This is a genomic window from Streptomyces puniciscabiei (assembly GCF_006715785.1).
Taxonomy (GTDB): domain Bacteria; phylum Actinomycetota; class Actinomycetes; order Streptomycetales; family Streptomycetaceae; genus Streptomyces; species Streptomyces puniciscabiei.
Window position 1 is genome coordinate 110,862 of sequence record NZ_VFNX01000001.1, and the last position, 17,054, is coordinate 127,915.

General features: G+C 70.4%; 8 protein-coding genes and 3 pseudogenes. 8 read left to right on the top strand and 3 right to left on the bottom strand.

The features are described 5' to 3' along the window. Positions 1-27: 27 nt before the first annotated feature. A complete protein-coding gene (locus FB563_RS00455; protein WP_425281725.1) occupies positions 28-2,448 on the top strand; it encodes a non-reducing end alpha-L-arabinofuranosidase family hydrolase in 2,421 nt (806 codons plus the stop codon). Positions 2,449-2,597: 149 nt separating this feature from the next. On the opposite strand, the gene FB563_RS00460 is transcribed toward FB563_RS00455, so the two are convergent. Further along, a complete protein-coding gene (locus tag FB563_RS00460) occupies positions 2,598-4,220 on the bottom strand; it encodes an RICIN domain-containing protein (protein ID WP_055706829.1) in 1,623 nt (540 codons plus the stop codon). 268 nt (positions 4,221-4,488) lie between these two features. After that, positions 4,489-4,626, bottom strand: a pseudogene (locus tag FB563_RS45375) (ATP-binding protein); the annotation flags it as partial. Between the two features lie 271 nt (positions 4,627-4,897). Between FB563_RS45375 and FB563_RS45085 the strand changes: the two are divergent. The 3 genes and pseudogenes from FB563_RS45085 to FB563_RS00480 all read left to right on the top strand — a co-directional run. Beyond that, a pseudogene (locus FB563_RS45085) lies at positions 4,898-4,972 on the top strand (dihydrofolate reductase family protein); the annotation flags it as partial. Positions 4,973-5,213: 241 nt separating this feature from the next. Then, positions 5,214-8,528, top strand: a complete 3,315-nt coding sequence (locus FB563_RS00475) for a choice-of-anchor D domain-containing protein (RefSeq protein WP_167528458.1) — start codon at positions 5,214-5,216, stop codon at positions 8,526-8,528. Between the two features lie 112 nt (positions 8,529-8,640). Beyond that, positions 8,641-8,772: pseudogene (locus FB563_RS00480) on the top strand (IS701 family transposase); the annotation flags it as partial. Positions 8,773-8,898: 126 nt separating this feature from the next. On the opposite strand, the gene FB563_RS43715 reads toward FB563_RS00480, so the two are convergent. Further along, positions 8,899-9,375: a hypothetical protein gene (locus tag FB563_RS43715; RefSeq protein ID WP_234357791.1), complete on the bottom strand. Its 477-nt coding sequence runs from the start codon at positions 9,373-9,375 to the stop codon at positions 8,899-8,901. Positions 9,376-10,084: 709 nt separating this feature from the next. Between FB563_RS43715 and FB563_RS00490 the strand changes: the two genes are divergently transcribed. The 4 genes from FB563_RS00490 (at position 10,085) to uca (ending at position 17,052) form a co-directional block, all read left to right on the top strand. After that, a complete protein-coding gene (locus FB563_RS00490; protein ID WP_055706830.1) occupies positions 10,085-11,689 on the top strand; it encodes an amino acid permease in 1,605 nt (534 codons plus the stop codon). Positions 11,690-11,751: 62 nt separating this feature from the next. Beyond that, positions 11,752-12,660: an urea amidolyase associated protein UAAP1 gene (locus FB563_RS00495; RefSeq protein WP_055706831.1), complete on the top strand. Its 909-nt coding sequence runs from the start codon at positions 11,752-11,754 to the stop codon at positions 12,658-12,660. 1 nt (position 12,661) lies between these two features. Beyond that, a complete protein-coding gene (locus FB563_RS00500) occupies positions 12,662-13,462 on the top strand; it encodes an urea amidolyase associated protein UAAP2 (protein ID WP_055706832.1) in 801 nt (266 codons plus the stop codon). Further along, complete coding sequence (gene uca, locus FB563_RS00505; protein ID WP_055706833.1) at positions 13,459-17,052, top strand: urea carboxylase; 3,594 nt, start codon at positions 13,459-13,461, stop codon at positions 17,050-17,052. Before FB563_RS00500 ends, uca begins: the two co-directional genes overlap by 4 nt. The last annotated feature ends 2 nt before the right edge of the window (positions 17,053-17,054 follow it).

A 17,054-nucleotide genomic window follows, 5' to 3' on the forward strand; every position in this document is an offset into this window, starting at 1 on the left:
AGGCCCGTTGTGCCAGAAGGACATACCTTGCCAGATCAGAACCGCTCTCATCGCCGCCGTCCGGCTACCGGCCGCGTGCTCGCCGCCGCCGTGGTGCTCGCCGCTGCTGGTGCTGCCGTACCCCTGGTCGCCCAGGCCGCACACACGCCGAATGCCCGCACGCCGAGCCTGGCCGGTGCAGCGGCCGGCAGTGGCCGCTACTTCGGTACGGCAGTGTCCTCGGGCAGGCTCGGTGACTCGACGTACTCCACCCTTCTCGACCGGGAATTCAACATGATCACCCCGGAGAACGAGATGAAGTGGGACACCGTCGAACCCTCCCGCGGCACCTTCAACTTCGGCCCGGCCGACTCGATCGTCGGCCACGCCGCCGCGCACGGGCAGCGGATGCGCGGACACACCCTGGTGTGGCACTCGCAACTGCCCGGCTGGGTGAAGTCCATCACCGACGCCAACACCCTGCGTCGTGTGATGGACAACCACATCACCACCGAGATGACCCACTACAAGGGCAAGATCTACGCCTGGGACGTGGTCAACGAGGCCTTCGCCGACGGCGGCAGCGGTCAGCACCGCAGCTCGGTCTTCCAGGACGTGCTGGGCAACGGCTTCATCGAGGAGGCGTTCCGCACCGCCCGGGCCGCCGATCCCTCGGCCAAGCTCTGCTACAACGACTACAACATCGAGAACTGGACCGACGCCAAGACGCAGGGCGTCTACAACATGGTCAAGGACTTCAAGTCCCGCGGTGTGCCCATCGACTGCGTCGGCTTCCAGAGCCACTTCGGCGCGGGCGGCCCGCCGGCCGGCTACCAGACCACTCTGTCCAAGTTCGCCGCGCTCGGCGTGGACGTCCAGATCACCGAACTCGACATCGCCCAGGCGTCGCCGACGGCGTACGCAGGCGCCGTCCAGGCGTGCATGAACGTCGCCCGCTGCACGGGCATCACGGTGTGGGGCATCCGCGACAGCGACTCCTGGCGCACCGGTGAGAACCCGCTGCTGTTCGACGCGGGCGGCAACAAGAAGCCCGCCTACAACGCGGTACTCACCGCCCTGGGCGGCAGCAGCGGTGGCACGCCGGGCGGGGGCGGCATCACCTCCGGCACCGTCTACACGCTCTCCGACGTGGCCGCCGGACGCGTTGTCGATGAGCCCGCGGGATACAACGGCAACGGCACCCCGCTCCAGGTGTGGGACGCCAGTGGTGCCTCCAACCAGCAGTGGCGGGCCGGCCGGAACAGCGACGGCTCCTACACGCTGACCAACGTCGCCAGCGGCCGGGTCCTGGAGGAGCCGGGCGACCAGACGGGCAACGGGACGAGGATGCAGGTCTGGGACTCGAACGGCGGCGCCAACCAGCACTGGCGGGCCGACCGCAACAGTGACGGCTCCTACACGCTGACCAACGTCGCCAGCGGCCGGGCACTGGAGATCCCCGGCGGCCGGACCGCCAACGGCACTCCCGTGGAGATCTGGGACTCTAACGGCGGCGCCCACCAGCACTGGAGCCTCAGGACTTCGACGCCCGCGCCGACGGGCGGCACGTGTTCTCTGCCGTCGACGTACCGGTGGACGTCGACGGGTGCGCTGGCGCAGCCGGCGAACGGGTGGGACGCGGTGAAGGACTTCACCGACGTGACGTACAACGGCAAGCACCTGGTCTACGCGTCGAACGTGTCGGGGTCGTCGTACGGCTCGATGATGTTCAGGCCCTTCACGAACTGGTCGGACATGGCGTCGGCCGGCCAGACCGGGATGAGCCAGTCCGCGGTGGCGCCCACGCTGTTCTACTTCGCGCCCAAGAAGATCTGGGTGCTGGCGTCCCAGTGGGGCGCGTCGCCCTTCGTGTACCGCACGTCCAGCGACCCCACCAACCCGGGCGGCTGGTCCGCGCCGCAGCCGCTGTTCACCGGCAGCATCCCCGGCGCCGCCCCCATCGACCAGACCCTGATCGCCGACGACCAGAACATGTACCTGTTCTTCGCCGGTGACAACGGCAAGATCTACCGGGCGAGCATGCCGATCGGGAACTTCCCGGGCAGCTTCGGCTCGTCGTACACGACGGTCATGAGCGACACGGTGAAGAACCTGTTCGAGGCGCCGCAGGTCTACAAGGTCCAGGGCCAGAACCAGTACCTCATGATCGTCGAGGCGCGGGGCGCGAATGAGCAGCGCTACTTCCGCTCCTTCACGGCCTCCAGCCTGAACGGTTCATGGACCCCGCAGGCCGCCGGCGAGAGCAACCCCTTCGCGGGCAAGGCCAACAGCGGTGCCACCTGGACCAACGACATCAGCCACGGTGACCTGGTCCGCAACAACCCCGACCAGACCATGACCATCGACCCCTGCAACCTGCAGTTCCTCTACCAGGGCAAGTCCCCCACCGCGACCGGCCCCTACGACCAACTGCCCTGGCGGCCGGCTGTCCTCACCCTGCAGCGCTGAACCGGCCTGATCCACGGTGATCGCGATCGGGTGCGGTGCACCGGCACATAGACGAGCGGTCTACGGCGTGAGCACCTCCACCCGCTGAGCCCGACGTAGATGACGAATGCGCCCCCATCGGAGAGATGGGGGCGCATTCGTGCCTTCGCCTACTTGAGCGCTGTACCGCCCGAGTTGTGATAGCCGATCGTCTTGCGGATCAGGTTTCCGCCGTCGGACTCGACCGTGGTCTGTTCCTGCTGCCCCGGACCGAAGAGCAGGCCGGCGACATGGGCGTTCGCGACCTGGTCCATGTGCGCGAAGAACCAGTCCACCTTGTCGTCCTTGTAATGGTTGAGAGTGTTGTTCTGCGCCATGTTGCCCACGGGGATCTGCCACAGGACCACCGGCTTGCCCACGGACTCGGCCATCGTCTTGTAGAACTGCAGCGCGGCGGCGGCCTTCTGGTCGGTCCAGAAGTGGTCACTGCCGCCGTGGGCCGGCTGTGCGTACCAGCCCGCGTCGCGGTCCGACACGTCGGTGACCAGGAAGTCGGCGTTCTGCGCCCCCAGGTTCGCGTAGTCCTTGACGCATGCCTGTGTGTTGTTCTGCCAGTCGAAGCAGGAAAGGTGCAGCCCCACGGCGGTGTTCGGCGCGTACTTGTGCCCCATCGAGATCAGGCAGCGGGCCAGTCCGGCGGCGCTGTTCTCCTGCGATCCGCAATCCGTCGGATTCGCGCCCGAGACCTGTGCGGGAACCTGGTGCGGATTGCCGAGCGACCGGACGTAGCCCCAGAAGTCGGGCTCAAGGTCGATCGCGTCGTGCGACGTACCGATCTTCTGGAGGAAGAACCGGTAGTCGTTCAGGTACCGGGTGAGCAGGTCAAGCCGGTTGATGGCCTTGACCTCGCCCGGACCGTCGCCCTCGCCTGCCGCATCCCCGAGGTCGCGCAACGAGTACCAGGTCCAGAGCATCTTCTGCGGACGCGCGCTGCCCTTGTACGTCGCCTGGGCCGCCACGCTGTCCCGCCAGGTCACGTAAGTGCCGGGCGCCGTGGTGCTGCCGTTCCAGCAGCCCCACCAGCCCGACCACCCGTCGTGGCAGCGCGCTGCCGTGTAGTAGTCCGACGAGGGCGCGGGCTGGCTGTGCACATAGGCGTACCGCACGTCGAACGGCGCGGCGGCCGCCGAGGCGTCGGACATCGAGCCGCCGATGAGCACCGTGCTGCTGCCCATGAAGCGTGTCATCGAGCTGCCGCCACCAGGCGCGGGAGACGGCGCCGACGACGGCTGCGTGCCGACACTCCCGGCCGGGACGAGCTGCCACTGCTGATCGGCGCCGCCCCGGTCGCGGTTCTGGACGACGTCGCCCCCGTCGGCCTTGGCGGCGTTGTGGACCCCGACGGCCATGCCACTGAAGCGATTGATCAAACGCACATAGCCGTCCGGCGACTTGGCCGGTTTGAACTGCTGGTTGGTGCCGTTCAGGTCTTTCCACTGCACGATGGCGGAGCCGGCGGTCTTCGACCAGCCGAGGTCGTCCAGCACCTTGCCGGAGTTCCGGTTCTGCAGCCGGTAGTACCCGTCACCCGCGTCGATGAACCGCCACTGCTGGTTGGCCCCGCCGTGGCGCGCCCACTGCACCACCGCCGCGCCGTCGTTCGTGGCGAAGCCGCGGTCGTCCAGCACCTTGCCGCTGTTGCGGTTGACCAGCACGTACCACTTCTTCAGATCCAGGGTTTGCTGCGCCGAAGCCTGGCTGACCACAACGGCGGAGCCGGCCACGACCACCATGACGAGGCCCGCCCAGAAACCCCGACGCGCGAGCAACCGACGGCCACGATGCTTCGGGCGACCACCGCGGGCGCGGCCGTCGGCGCGGGACGCCACCGCTGACGTGGGTGGGCTGGGGACATGTCTGTGCTCTCGTTCAAGGGGCATCTCTGTGCTCTCTTTCAGCCGTGCATCTGACCGGACCACTTGGCCGGACACCACTGAGTGGTCCGAGAGGCCGAAAAGGTTGCCGCGAAGATCCACGGAGTTTTTCCGCCTGCGCCGGGGTGAGGGGTGGTTCGGCCCAGATCGTCTTGCCGGCGCGGGTGTGACGGCTGCCCCACCGCTGTGCGAGCTGAGCGACGACGAGGAGGCCCCGACCGCCTTCGTCGAAGAGGCGGGGCGTATCCCGGCGAGGGTGCGCAGCGTGCTCAACGGGGAGAGCGGCTACAACGACGGCATCGTGTCGCGTCCGTTACCGGCCCGGGCTGCCGTACATCCACCAGCGGGTGGACTTCGCGGTGCCGGGCGGTGGGACGACGGCCTTCGTCGGCCCCTCGGGCGCGGGCGCCGGAACAACGCCGTTGTTGCATAAGGGGTTTCAGGACCTGTCCAGTGGTCGCGGCGCAGCTGTACGGAGCGGACGGGTGCCGACCCCGGAGGATCCAGGTGGCTGGTGAGGCGGAGATGCAGGGCCGGTCTTTCGCTTCGCCACCGACGAGGTGCGAGAGGTCGGCGTCCACCTGTGGGGGCGACGGCTGTACGAGACCGTCCGATGCCTCGTCAGGCGGTGACACGTCGACCGTGCGCGAGTAGGCGACGGGACCGCGTGCATCAAATATTCACAACCGTAGGCACGCACGCCGGTCTGTGATTGGATGCGCGGGTTGTGGCCCGTGTGGCGCAGGCTCCCGCGATCGCGGAGGCCGCCGTGGCGCGCGGGGAGGGCGTGGGGGCCTTCAGGGATGGGGACTCAGGGGGGTTTCCTTGGCGATGTCACTAAGCGATGCGGTGGTGGGTGCCACCAGACATGCACACGGACGCAGACACACCCGGTGGTGCGGCCTGGCGCTCGCCCTGACCGCCGCGGTGACCGCAGGCCTGGTCGGGCTGGGCATCTCTCAGGCGCAGGCGAGTGAGACGACCGGCTCGGTGGACACCCTCCGGACCGGCTGGGACAGGAGTGAACCGGATCTCGGGCCGTCCGACGTGCGCTCCTCTTCCTTCGGGCAACTCTGGAAGGCTCCCACGCAGCTCGACGGGCAGATATACGCTCAGCCGATCGTCGTCGGCGGCACCGTGGTGGCGGTCACTGAGAACAACGAGGCCTACGGCCTCGACCGCGCCACGGGAGCCGTGCTGTGGCAGCGCAGCTTCGGGCCCGCATGGCCCGCGTCCACCCTCAACTGCGGCGATCTGGTGCCGACCATCGGCAGCACCGCCACCCCGGTGTACGACCCCGCCAGCGGCGCGGTCTATCTGACCACCAAGGTCGACGACGGTCCCACCCACCTGAGCCCGCACTGGTACATGCACGCGCTCGACCCGGTCACCGGGGCGGAGAAGTCCGGCTTCCCCGTGACGATCCAGGGCACCCCGTCCAACGACCCCACGCAGTCCTTCCTGCCCGCGTACCAGATGCAGCGTCCGGGCCTGCTGCTGCTCGACGGGGTGGTGTACGCGGCGTTCGGCGGACACTGCGACGCCAAGCCCTATCGCGGCTATGTGGTCGGTGTCAGCACCACCAGCCCCTCTGTGACCTCGATGTGGGCGACGGAGACCGGCGCCAGCAACAGCGGGGCCGGCATCTGGCAGTCCGGTGGGGGACTCGTCTCGGACGGTCCCGGCAGGATCTTCCTCGCCACCGGCAACGGCGTCAGCCCTGCACCCGGCCCCGGCAGCGCCCCGCCCGGCACTCTCGCGGAGTCCGTGGTCCGGCTGCAGGTGCAGGCCGACCGGAACCTGAAGGCCGCCGACTTCTTCAGCCCGTCCAACGCGCCGACCCTGGACCAGCAGGACAAGGACCTGGCCTCGGGCGGGCCCGTCGGCCTGCCGGACAGCTTCGGCACCGCCTCCCACCCGCACCTGATGGTGCAGCAGGGCAAGGACGGCCGGGTCTTCCTGCTGGACCGCGACAACCTCGGCGGAAGTTCGCAGGGCACCGGCGGGACCGACGACGTGGTGGGGATCACCGGGCCGCTCAAGGGCCAGTGGGGCCACCCCGGGGTCTGGGGCGGTGACGGTGGTTATGTCTACGTCGTCGGCAACGGTGGCTCACTGACGGCGCTGCACCGCGGCGTGACGGGCTCGGGCGACCCCGCGCTGACCGTCGCCGGGTCCAGCCAGGACTCCTTCCCCTACACCAGCGGATCGCCCGTGGTGACCTCCGACGGAACGCGCTCGGGCAGCGCCCTGGTGTGGGTGGTCTGGTCGGGCGGGTCCAGCGGCGCCAACGCCCAGCTGCGCGCGTACAACCCGGTTCCCGACGCGAACGGCGTCCTGTCGCTGGTCTGGTCCGCGCCGATCGGCACCGCGTCGAAGTTCGCCACCCCGGCCACCGACGGCGGGCAGGTCTTCGTCGGCACTCGGGAGGGGAAGATCTACGCCTTCGGCAATCCGGTGGGCAGCCCGCTCAAGGGCGGACCGGTCGAGTTCGGGCTCGTGCCGGTGGGCGGCTCCGCGAGCACCGACGTCGTCCTGACGGAGAACCAGAGCCCGTCCCAGTCCCTCGGCATCAGGGGCGTCACGGTCGACGGTCCGTTCACCGCGGACACCTCGTCGCTGCCGCCGACGATCCCGGCGGGCGGGCAGCTGTCGATACCCGTCTCCTTCACACCGACCGCGGTGCTGGGCGCGAGCGGAACGCTCACCGTGGCCACCGACGCCGGCAGTTTCGCACTGAGCCTGCACGGCGTCGGTACCAAGCCCGGTCTGGCCGCGTTTCCGGGCACGGTGTCCTTCGACAACCAGCCGACGGGGACCACGGCCACCGCGAACGTCCAGCTGACGAACACGGGCACCGACCCTGAGACCATCACCTCCGTCACCCCGCCCGACGGACCGTTCACGGCCGCCGACCTGCCGAGCGCGGACCCGGCGAACCCGACGGTGATACCGGCCCAGAGCTCGATCGTCATGCAGGTGGGGTACGCGCCCACGGCCACCGGCCAGAACTCGTCGTCGATCACGCTGAACAGCACCAGTGGTGCGCTCACCATCCCGGTCGAGGGCGACGCGATCAGCGGCCAGGGTCACCTTATGTTCAATCCGACGACTCTCTCGTTCGGGGCGGTGGTCCGCGGCACGTCGAGCACACGGACCTTCACGATCACGAACACGGGGAACATCCCGGTCACCGTCACCAAGGCGAAGGCCCCGGCGGGCGCGTTCAGCAGCACCGACCAGCTTGCCGAGGGCCTGGTCATCGGTCCCGAGCAGAGTGTCCGCCAGACGGTCACCTTCGCCCCGACCGTGAACGGCAGCCAGTCGGCCACGTACGAGGTCACCGGTGACGCCGGGCAGGGAGCGCAACTGGAGCCGCTCACCGGCATCGGTGTGCCCCCGGCGTCGCATCTGGGCACCGTGCTCGCACGGGACAACTCCGGCACTCTGTGGCAGTACCGCGGTACCGGTGTGCCCTCCGGGGCACTGACCGCCCGGGCCGCCATCGGAACCGGCTGGAACACCTACAACATCGTCACGAGTGTCAGCGGTGAGATGGCGGACGGCACCGGAAACGCCGTCGGCCGTGACAGCAAGGGCACGCTGTGGTTCTACCAGGGCACCGGCAACCCGAAGGCACCCTTCGCGCCCCGGAAGCAGGTCGGCCCCGGCTGGAACATCTACAACTCCATCGTCGGCGCCCGTGACGTGACCCGGGACGGCAAGGCAGACCTCGTCGCCCGCGACAGCAAGGGCGGCCTGTGGCTGTACCGGGGCACCGGCAACGCCACAGCACCCTTCCTGGCCCGCACCTCCATCGGCTCCGGCTGGAACACCTACAACTCCATCGTCGGCACCGCCGACCTGACCGGGGACGGCAAGGCAGACCTCGTCGCCCGCGACAGCAAGGGCGGCCTGTGGCTGTACCGGGGCACCGGCAACGCCACAGCACCCTTCCTGGCCCGCACCTCCATCGGCTCCGGCTGGAACACCTACAACTCCATCGTCGGCACCGCCGACCTGACCGGGGACGGCAAGGCAGACCTCGTCGCCCGCGACAGCAAGGGCGGCCTGTGGCTGTACCGGGGCACCGGCAACGCCTCAGCGCCCTTCCTGGCCCGCACCTCCATCGGCTCCGGCTGGAACATCTACAACTGGCTCGTCTGACCGAGGACGGAGGCACGGCCCCGCGTGAGGGACTGCGCCTCTTATGGTGGCGACAGCTGGTAGGACTCCGTTAGGTCTGTGTGTCGACCTTGTTCAGGGGCGCGGTGAGTGTGTGGATGCACATGAAGTGAGCTGTGCCCGGGCGAAGTCGGCGTCACTCGTGGCGGACGTGTTCGCCTCGGTGCCGTGCAAGGACCAGCGGGCCGAGGGCGACTGCTACCTGCGGGGACTGATGATGGACGGTGTCAACTTCTTCGTCGGCGCCGACCGCCAGCACTTCGCAGGGCGTACAACGTCGCACAGGACACCACGGCCCACGTGGGACCGCCGTTGCTGGAGGACCCGGTGCCCGGCGCCCTCGGCAGGACAGTCAACTGGTACTGGCCACATTGCGGTTGAGGCCCGTCGGCCGGAGGCCCTGGTCAGCGGGTGAGGAGATCTCCGGGTATTTCCTGTCGCGGCCGTCGAGCAGGGTGCTGTGCCGGTGGCGCAGTTCCTTGTCGAAGAAGGCGGCGAGGTAGACGCGCTGGATCTCGATCGCGCGGTCGGGGTCGATGGTGCCGTACACCTGCTGGAGCTGGGCCGGCGTGAGTCTGAGCAGGCTCGCCTCCTGCGGCGCCAACGCCTCGTCGTCGACGAACGACACGTGCGCCGCGCCGTGGAGCTGGATGTCGACCCGGTATCCCTTCAGATGGGACCACAGTGTGCGCCACGAACCGTCGTCGTTGCGGTTGTGGGTGCCGGAGCTGAACAGCATGAAGGGGCGGTCCAGGTTCTTGCTCGGTGCCGGGCCGAAGAACTGGCCGTCCAGATTGGCGCCGGCGGCGATGCGGTGGTCGAGCTGCATGGCGGTGCGACCGCCGCGCCGCCCAGCGAAGCGCCGAGCATCCCGATGCGGGACATGTCCACAGCGTGCGACAGCCCGGTGGGGAGCCTGGCGTGGTCGACGTCTGGGTTGTGGCCCTTGCTGATCGCGCCGAGCCGGTTGATGACGAAGCGGATGTCGGCCGCACGCACGTTGAGCGTGTCGGAGGAGTGCGCGCCGGCCGACATGGTGTTGACCTCGACCCGTCCGTCGGGGAACTCCACCTCGTTGGCGTCGTGGGGGTGTGGTCGACGGTGACGACGAGGTAGCCGCGGCTGGCGAGGTCCTCGGCAAGCACGGTGCCCCTCGCGGGGTCCGAGTGCAGCCCGCTGGAGTACAGCAGACGGGCAGCTTGCCGAGCTCGGCGTCGACCGGAGCGAGCACATGGCCCGCGGTCTTCGGCAGCGTCACCTGCCCGTTCGCGTCTTCTTCCCCCGTGTGACGACCACCGCCTGACCTGAGTACCTGTCATCGCTCGCGCACCCGTCGCCCTGTCGCGTCTGATCCTGCGTCTCACGCGGAAGCACCCGCTGTGAGGACACCGCCACGTGCCGGCACGCAGTGATCTCCGAGGCGGGCCTCGCCGGATACACGAAGTTAACTTCTCGGACTCGGGTGTGAGACCGGTCCGGCCGACGATCGCAATACCTATCAAGCGACAGGTATCTGTCGACCGATCGGAGGTGCGGCGATGAGCCGGCCCGAACTCCCCCTTGCGCAGGACCCTGGCGACGGTGCCACGACCGGCCACCCCCTCTTCGGCTACCAGCAGGAACTCCACCGCGGCGTAGGCAGCTTCGCGTCGTTCGCCGCGGGGTTCTCCTTCGTGTCGATCCTCACCACCGTCTTCCAGCTGTTCGGGCTGGGCTTCGGTCTCGGCGGCGCGGCGTTCTTCTGGACCTGGCCGCTGGTCTTCGCGGGCCAACTGCTCGTCGCACTCTGTTTCGCCGAACTGGCCGCGCGTTGGCCCATATCCGGGGCGATCTACCAGTGGTCGAGCCGGCTGGCCGGCACCACGACGGGCTGGTTCGTCGGCTGGATCATGATCATCGGGCAGATACTCACGGTCGCGGCGGCCGCGATCGCGGCACAGGCGGTGCTGCCGGGCATGTGGTCCGGGTTCCAGATCGTCGGCGGTCCGGGCGCCGATCCGTCGGTGGGCTCCCCGACCGGCGCGCAGAACGCGGTCCTGCTGGGATGCGTCCTGCTGGTCATCACCACGGTGGTGAACATCCTGGGCATCCGCCAGATGGCCGCCGCCACCAGCTTCGGCGTCACGGTCGAGATCATGGGCGTGCTCGCGCTGGTGCTGATCCTGTTCTTCCTGCCCGAGCGGGGTCCGCGGGTGGTGGCCCACCCCACCGGCTGGGCCGGTCACGGCGGCTACTTCGGGGCCTTCCTCGCGTCCTCGCTGATGGCGGCGTACGTGATGGTCGGCTTCGACTCGGCGGGCGAGCTGGCGGAGGAGACCCACAGCCCGCGCCGGACCACTCCCCGGACCATCCTGCGGGCCCTGATCACCTCGGGTGTCGGCGGCGCGCTGCTGATCCTTTCGGGGCTGATGGCGGCGCGCAGCCTGACCGACGGAAAACTGGCGGCCGGTGGTCTGTCCTGGGTGCTCACCGACCGGCTCGGCGGGGTTCTGGGCCGCCTGCTGCTGTGCTGCGTGGCGGTCGCGGTGTTCGCCTGCACCCTGGCCGTGCAGACCTCCGGGGCGCGGATGATGTACTCCATGGCGCGCGAAGGCGCCCTGCCCTTCCACCGGCGCCTCGGCAAGGTCTCGGCCCGCACCGGTACGCCGATCACCACGTCGGTGGTGGTGGGCGTCGGCGCGGCGCTCGCGCTCGTCGTCAACATCCGCCAGTCGGCGGTCTTCACCGCCCTGTCCAGCCTCTGCATCGCCCTGCTGTACCTGGCCTACCTGGGCGTGACGGTGCCCCTGCTGGTCACCCGGATCCGGCGAAGGGGCAGCGGCGGGCTGCCGGCGGGCGTCGACGAGACCGGCCGGCCCCTGTTCTCGCTGGGCCGGTGGGGAGTGACGGTCAACACGCTCGCCGTGCTCTACCAGGCCGGCATGACGGTCAATCTGATCTGGCCCCGTGCGGAGATCTACGACCTCACCGGCGGCACATGGTGGCTGCGGTGGAGCGCCCCGCTGTTCATCGGGCTCAGCCTCGCCGCCGGTGCCGGTTACTTCCTCGCCCGCCGGCTGCACCGCCGTATCGAGCTGAGGCACGTACCGCACACGCACACCGAGCCGCCCCTGGACGCGCAGGCCGTCGCCGAGCCCGCCTGAGGGCCCGTGTGACGCGAGGGGACGCATCGATGACGTACCGACGAAGGGACGACGGGACATCCATGACCACCGAGAGCTCGACGGCCGTACCGCAACACGGCCGCTACCCGACCGGGCAGGCTCCCGCCCGCGCCCGTGATCTGCACCTGACCGACAGCGTCCGAAGCGCCCGCGACGACGCCCGCGCCCAGGGCGGGCAGGCCGGCGCGTGGATGCCGTACCTTCCGGCGTCGGACAGCCCGTACTGCCCGCCGGGTGTGGACGCGGCCGCCCTGGTGTGGGCGGAGACGGTGGCGCCGGGCGGCTACACGCACAAGGTCCTCGCCCGCGGTACGCGGCTGCGCTTCGACGACCCGAGCGGTGACGCCTGCGCCCACCTGCTGCTCTTCAACGCCCTGGAGCCGGTGGAGCGGCTGAACGTCGCCGACACCCAGAAGGTGCCGTGGCAGGCGTATCCGGGCCTGGACCATCCGCTGCTCTCCGGCGACGGCCGGGTCCTGGCCGTGGTCAGCGGTGACTCCTCCGGGCGGCACGACGCCTTCTGCGGCACCACCACCGACGCCTGGAACGAGCGCAAGTACGGTGACGCCCGCCCCGAGGGGCCGTCGCCGTCCGGCCGCGGGCTCTTCCTCAGGGCGGCCGCCAAGCACGGTCTGAGCCGCCGCGACCTGCCACCCAGTCTCTCCTTCTTCCAGGGCGTGCGCGTCGAGGCGGACGGCACCCTGGCCTGGCAGGGAAGCGCGGGGGCGGGCACGCATGTCGAACTCGTCGCGGAGATGCCCCTGCTGGTGCTGGTCGCGAATGCCGCCCATCCGCTGGACCCTCGTCCCGGCTATGTGGTCGGCCCACTGCGGGTCCACGCCTGGCGCGGTGCCCCGACCGGCCCTGGCGAGCCACGGTTCACCGCCACTCCGGAACTGCACCGGGCCTACCTCAACACCGTCGACTACTGCGAAGCCCGGGGGGTGTGACATGGCGACCACACGGACCGAGACCAGGCCCGTCAACTACCCGACCGCCGCCGGCGGCACAGTCGCCTCCAGCGTCCCCGTGGGCGCCGTGTACGCGGAGGGCTCCCCCCTGGACTGGGGTGCGAGCCTGGTCGAAGGCGAAGTCGTCCTGGACGAGACGGTGGCCCCCAACGCGCCCTGGTCGGCGGTGGTGCGGACGGGGCACGTCCTGACGATCGTCGACGTCGGCGGCAACCAGTCGGCCGACTGTCTGCTCTACAACGCCGACGACCCCGAGGAGCGCTACAGCGTCCCCGACACCCTGGCCTGGCAGGGCAACGCCTATGTGCGCACCGGCACCGTGCTGCGCAGCAGCGAGGGCCGCCCGTTGATGACCGTCGTCGCCAACGAGGTCGACCGCCAGGACACCATCGGCGGCGCGTGCGGCAAGGAGTCCAACACCCTGCGCTACGGCCATCATGTGATGTTCCAGCACGGCTGCCGTGAGAACTTCCTCGCCGAGGCCGGGCGGCGGGGCCTCGGGGTGCGGGACATCGTCTCCAACCTCAACTGGTTCATGAACGTGCCCGTCGAGGCGGACGGCGCGCTGGGCATCGTGGACGGCATGTCGGCGCCGGGCCGTCGGGTCGCGGTGCGCGCCGAGACGGACGTGCTGGTGATGGTGTCCAACTGCCCGCAGATGAACAACCCGTGCAACGACTTCAACCCCACTCCGCTGCGGATGATCGTCGTGGAGCCGGCACCGGCCGACGTCGACGCCGGGTCCGCGCACGCCGCCCGCACCTCGAAGGAGGGCGCGTGATCCGCCCCACCGCCGTTCTCGTCGCCAACCGCGGTGAGATAGCCCGCCGTGTGATCCGCACCGCCAGGAGGATGGGCCTGGGCACCGTCGCCGTCTTCTCCGACGCCGACCGGGCCGCCCCGCACGTCCGCGAGGCCGATCACGCGGTCCGCATCGGTCCGGCGCCCGCCCGCGCGTCGTATCTGCGCGGGGAGGCGATCATCGAGGCCGCGCTCGCCCATGGCGCGGGCATCGTCCATCCCGGCTACGGCTTCCTCTCCGAGAACACCGTCTTCGCCCGTGCCGTGGAGGAGGCCGGTCTGCGTTTCGCGGGACCGACCGCCGACCAGATCACGGCCTTCGGTGAGAAGCACAGCGCGCGCGCCCTGGCCAAGGCCGCCGGAGTGCCGCTGCTGGCCGGGACGGAGTTGCTCGCAAGCGCCGAGGAGGCCGTCGCCGCGGCCTCCTCGATCGGGCTGCCCGTGATGGTCAAGGCCACCGGCGGTGGCGGCGGCATCGGCATGCAGGCCTGCGCCACCGCCGACGAGGTGCGCGGGGCCTTCGCCCGCGTCGCGGCACTCGCGGAGTCCAACTTCGGATCCGCAGGGGTGTTCCTGGAGCGCCTCGTGCGCCCCGCCCGCCATGTCGAGGTGCAGGTCTTCGGCGACGGCACCGGCCGGATCGCCGTCCTCGGTGACCGGGACTGCTCCTTGCAGCGCCGCAACCAGAAGGTGATCGAGGAGGCCCCGGCCCCTGCCCTGCCTCCTCATGTGCGGGCGCTGCTGCACGACTCCTCCCGCCGGCTGCTCGCCTCGGTCGGCTACCGGAGCGCGGGGACCGTGGAGTTCGTCTACGACCCCGCGCGCGAGGAGGCCGCCTTCCTGGAGGTCAACACCCGCCTCCAGGTCGAACACCCGGTGACCGAGGAGGCGTACGGCGTCGACCTCGTCGAACTCATGCTCGTCCTGGCCCGCGACGGGAGGGTCGAGCACGCGGTGTTCGAGCGGGAGTGGACGGCCGCCGGGCATGCCGTGGAGGCCCGCGTCTACGCCGAGGACCCCGGCAAGGACTCGCTGCCGTCCTCGGGCCTGATCACCCGGGCGCTCTTCCCCGGCCAGGGCGCCGACAACATGCCCGGCGTGCGCGTCGACGGCTTTGCCGAAACCGGTCTGGAGGTCTCCCCCTACTACGACCCCATGCTCGCCAAGGTGATCGCGAAGGGCCCCACCCGGGAGGCCGCGTTCGACGTGCTCGGCCAGGCCCTGACCGCGAGCCGGGTCGACGGCATCGTCACCAACCTGGGCCTGCTGCGCGAGCTGACCTCGCGGGGCGAGGTGCGCGAGGCCGTGCACAGTACCAGCACGCTCGCCACCACGGCCGACCCCGATCCGCGCATCGACGTCCTGGTGCCGGGCGCGATGACCACCGTCCAGGACCTCCCGGGCCGGCTCGGCTACTGGCATGTGGGCGTGCCGCCGAGCGGCCCCTTCGACGCCGTCTCCTTCGCCGAGGCCAACCTGGCCGTCGGCAACCCGGCCCAGGCCCCTGGCCTGGAGGTCACCGCGGGCGGGCTGAGCCTGCGCTTCTCGGCCGCCACCGTCGCCGCCGTCACCGGCGCTCCCGTCCCGGTCACGGTGGAGGGCAGCGCGGCAGCCCTGTGGGAGCCGGTCACGGTCCCGGCCGGCGGCACCCTGGTGCTGGGCGCCTGCCAGGGGCCGGGTCTGCGCACCTACGTGGCCGTCCGGGGCGGCATCGACGTACCCGAATACCTGGGCAGCGCCTCCACGTTCACCCTCGGCGGCTTCGGCGGGCACTCCGGGCGGGCGCTGCGCGCCGGAGACGTACTGCGGCCCGGAGCTTCGCCGACCGACGGCGGCGGCCCCACCCCGCCCGAGCGCCGGCCGGCGATCACCTCGCACTGGCAGATCGGTGTCACCGAAGGGCCGCACGCGGCGCCCGAGTTCTTCACCCGCGAGGACATCGACACCCTCTACGCCACGGACTACAAGGTCCACCACAACTCGGCCCGCACCGGCGTCCGCCTGATCGGGCCCAAGCCGCGGTGGGCCCGCCAGGACGGCGGTGAGGCCGGGCTGCACCCCTCCAACATCCACGACACGCCGTACGCGGTGGGTGCCCTCGACTTCACCGGCGACACACCGATCATCCTGGGCCCCGACGGGCCGTCCCTCGGCGGGTTCGTCTGCCCCGCGGTGGTCGCCAGCGGCGAACTGTGGAAGCTCGGCCAGCTCCGCCCCGGCGACACCGTCCGCTTCGTACCGGTCAGGGAAGCCGAGGCGGCCGCCCTCGACGCCCGCCGCTCCTCCCCCACGCTGATCAGCACCGGCGGAGACGGCGACGACGGCGTTCTCGGCCGCCTGGAGGCCACCGATGCCCGCCCCGCCGTCACCTACCGCCGGGACGGCGACGACAACGTCCTGGTCGAGTACGGCCCCATGGTCCTCGACCTCGGCCTGAGGATGCGGGTCCACGCCCTGCAGGAGACCCTCGCCGCGCACGCGCCCGACGGCGTCCTCGACGTCACCCCGGGCATCCGCTCCCTCCAGATCCACACCGACGCCCGCCGGCTCAAGGCCCGTGACCTCACCGCCCTGCTGCGCGAACTGGAGGACGAAGTCCCGCCCAGCGACGAACTGGTGGTCCCCTCCCGCACGGTGCGGCTGCCGCTCAGCTGGGACGACCCGGCCACCCGGCTCGCCATCGAGCGGTACATGGCCGGGGTGCGCGACGACGCCCCGTGGTGCCCGTGGAACATCGAGTTCATCCGCCGGGTCAACGGCCTTCGGACCGCAGACGACGTCTACCGCACCGTTTTCGACGCCTCATACCTGGTGCTCGGCCTCGGCGATGTCTATCTCGGCGCCCCCGTCGCCACCCCGCTCGACCCCCGGCACCGCCTGGTGACCACCAAGTACAACCCGGCCCGCACCTGGACCGCGGAGAACTCCGTCGGCATCGGCGGCGCCTACCTGTGCATCTACGGCATGGAAGGCCCCGGCGGCTACCAGTTCGTCGGCCGCACCGTGCAGATCTGGAACCGGTTCCGCACGGGCGGCCTGTTCCAGGACTCGCCGTGGGCGCTGCGCTTCTTCGACCGCATCGAGTGGTATCCCGTCACGCCGGATGAACTGCTCGAACTGCGGGCCGAGACCGACGCCGGGCGCGGTGACTTCCCGACCGAGGAGGGCACCTTCTCGATCGCCGAGTACAACGCCTTCCTGGCCGCGGAGGCCGACTCGATCGCCGCGTTCCGCCGGCGGCAGAGCACCGCCTTCGAGGCCGAGAAGCAACGCTGGCGAGCCGCGGGAGAGTTCGACCGCACCGACGATCCCGAACCCGTGACCGCCACTGCTGCCGTCACCCTGCCGGACGGGGCGGTCCCGGTCACCGCGCCGTACACCGCCACCGTCTGGCAGATCGCCGCCGAGCCGGGCGCCACCATCGCGAGCGGCGAGGCGATCCTCTCCCTGGAGGCGATGAAAATGGAGTCCGAGGTGAACGCCCCCACCGCCGGGACACTGCTGGAGATCTACGTCAAGCCCGGTGAGCAGGTCGCCCCCGGCCAGATCCTCGCGGCGGTGCGGGCATGAAC

What these genes read in the sequence shown, in the direction of transcription:
- FB563_RS00490 (WP_055706830.1), top strand. Translation starts at nt 10,085, where the DNA reads ATGAGCCGGCCCGAACTCCCCCTTGCGCAGGACCCTGGCGACGGTGCC.
- FB563_RS43715 (WP_234357791.1), bottom strand. Translation starts at nt 9,375, where the DNA reads ATGCAGCTCGACCACCGCATCGCCGCCGGCGCCAATCTGGACGGCCAG.
- FB563_RS00495 (WP_055706831.1), top strand. Translation starts at nt 11,752, where the DNA reads ATGACCACCGAGAGCTCGACGGCCGTACCGCAACACGGCCGCTACCCG.
- FB563_RS00500 (WP_055706832.1), top strand. Translation starts at nt 12,662, where the DNA reads ATGGCGACCACACGGACCGAGACCAGGCCCGTCAACTACCCGACCGCC.
- FB563_RS00460 (WP_055706829.1), bottom strand. Translation starts at nt 4,220, where the DNA reads ATGGTGGTCGTGGCCGGCTCCGCCGTTGTGGTCAGCCAGGCTTCGGCG.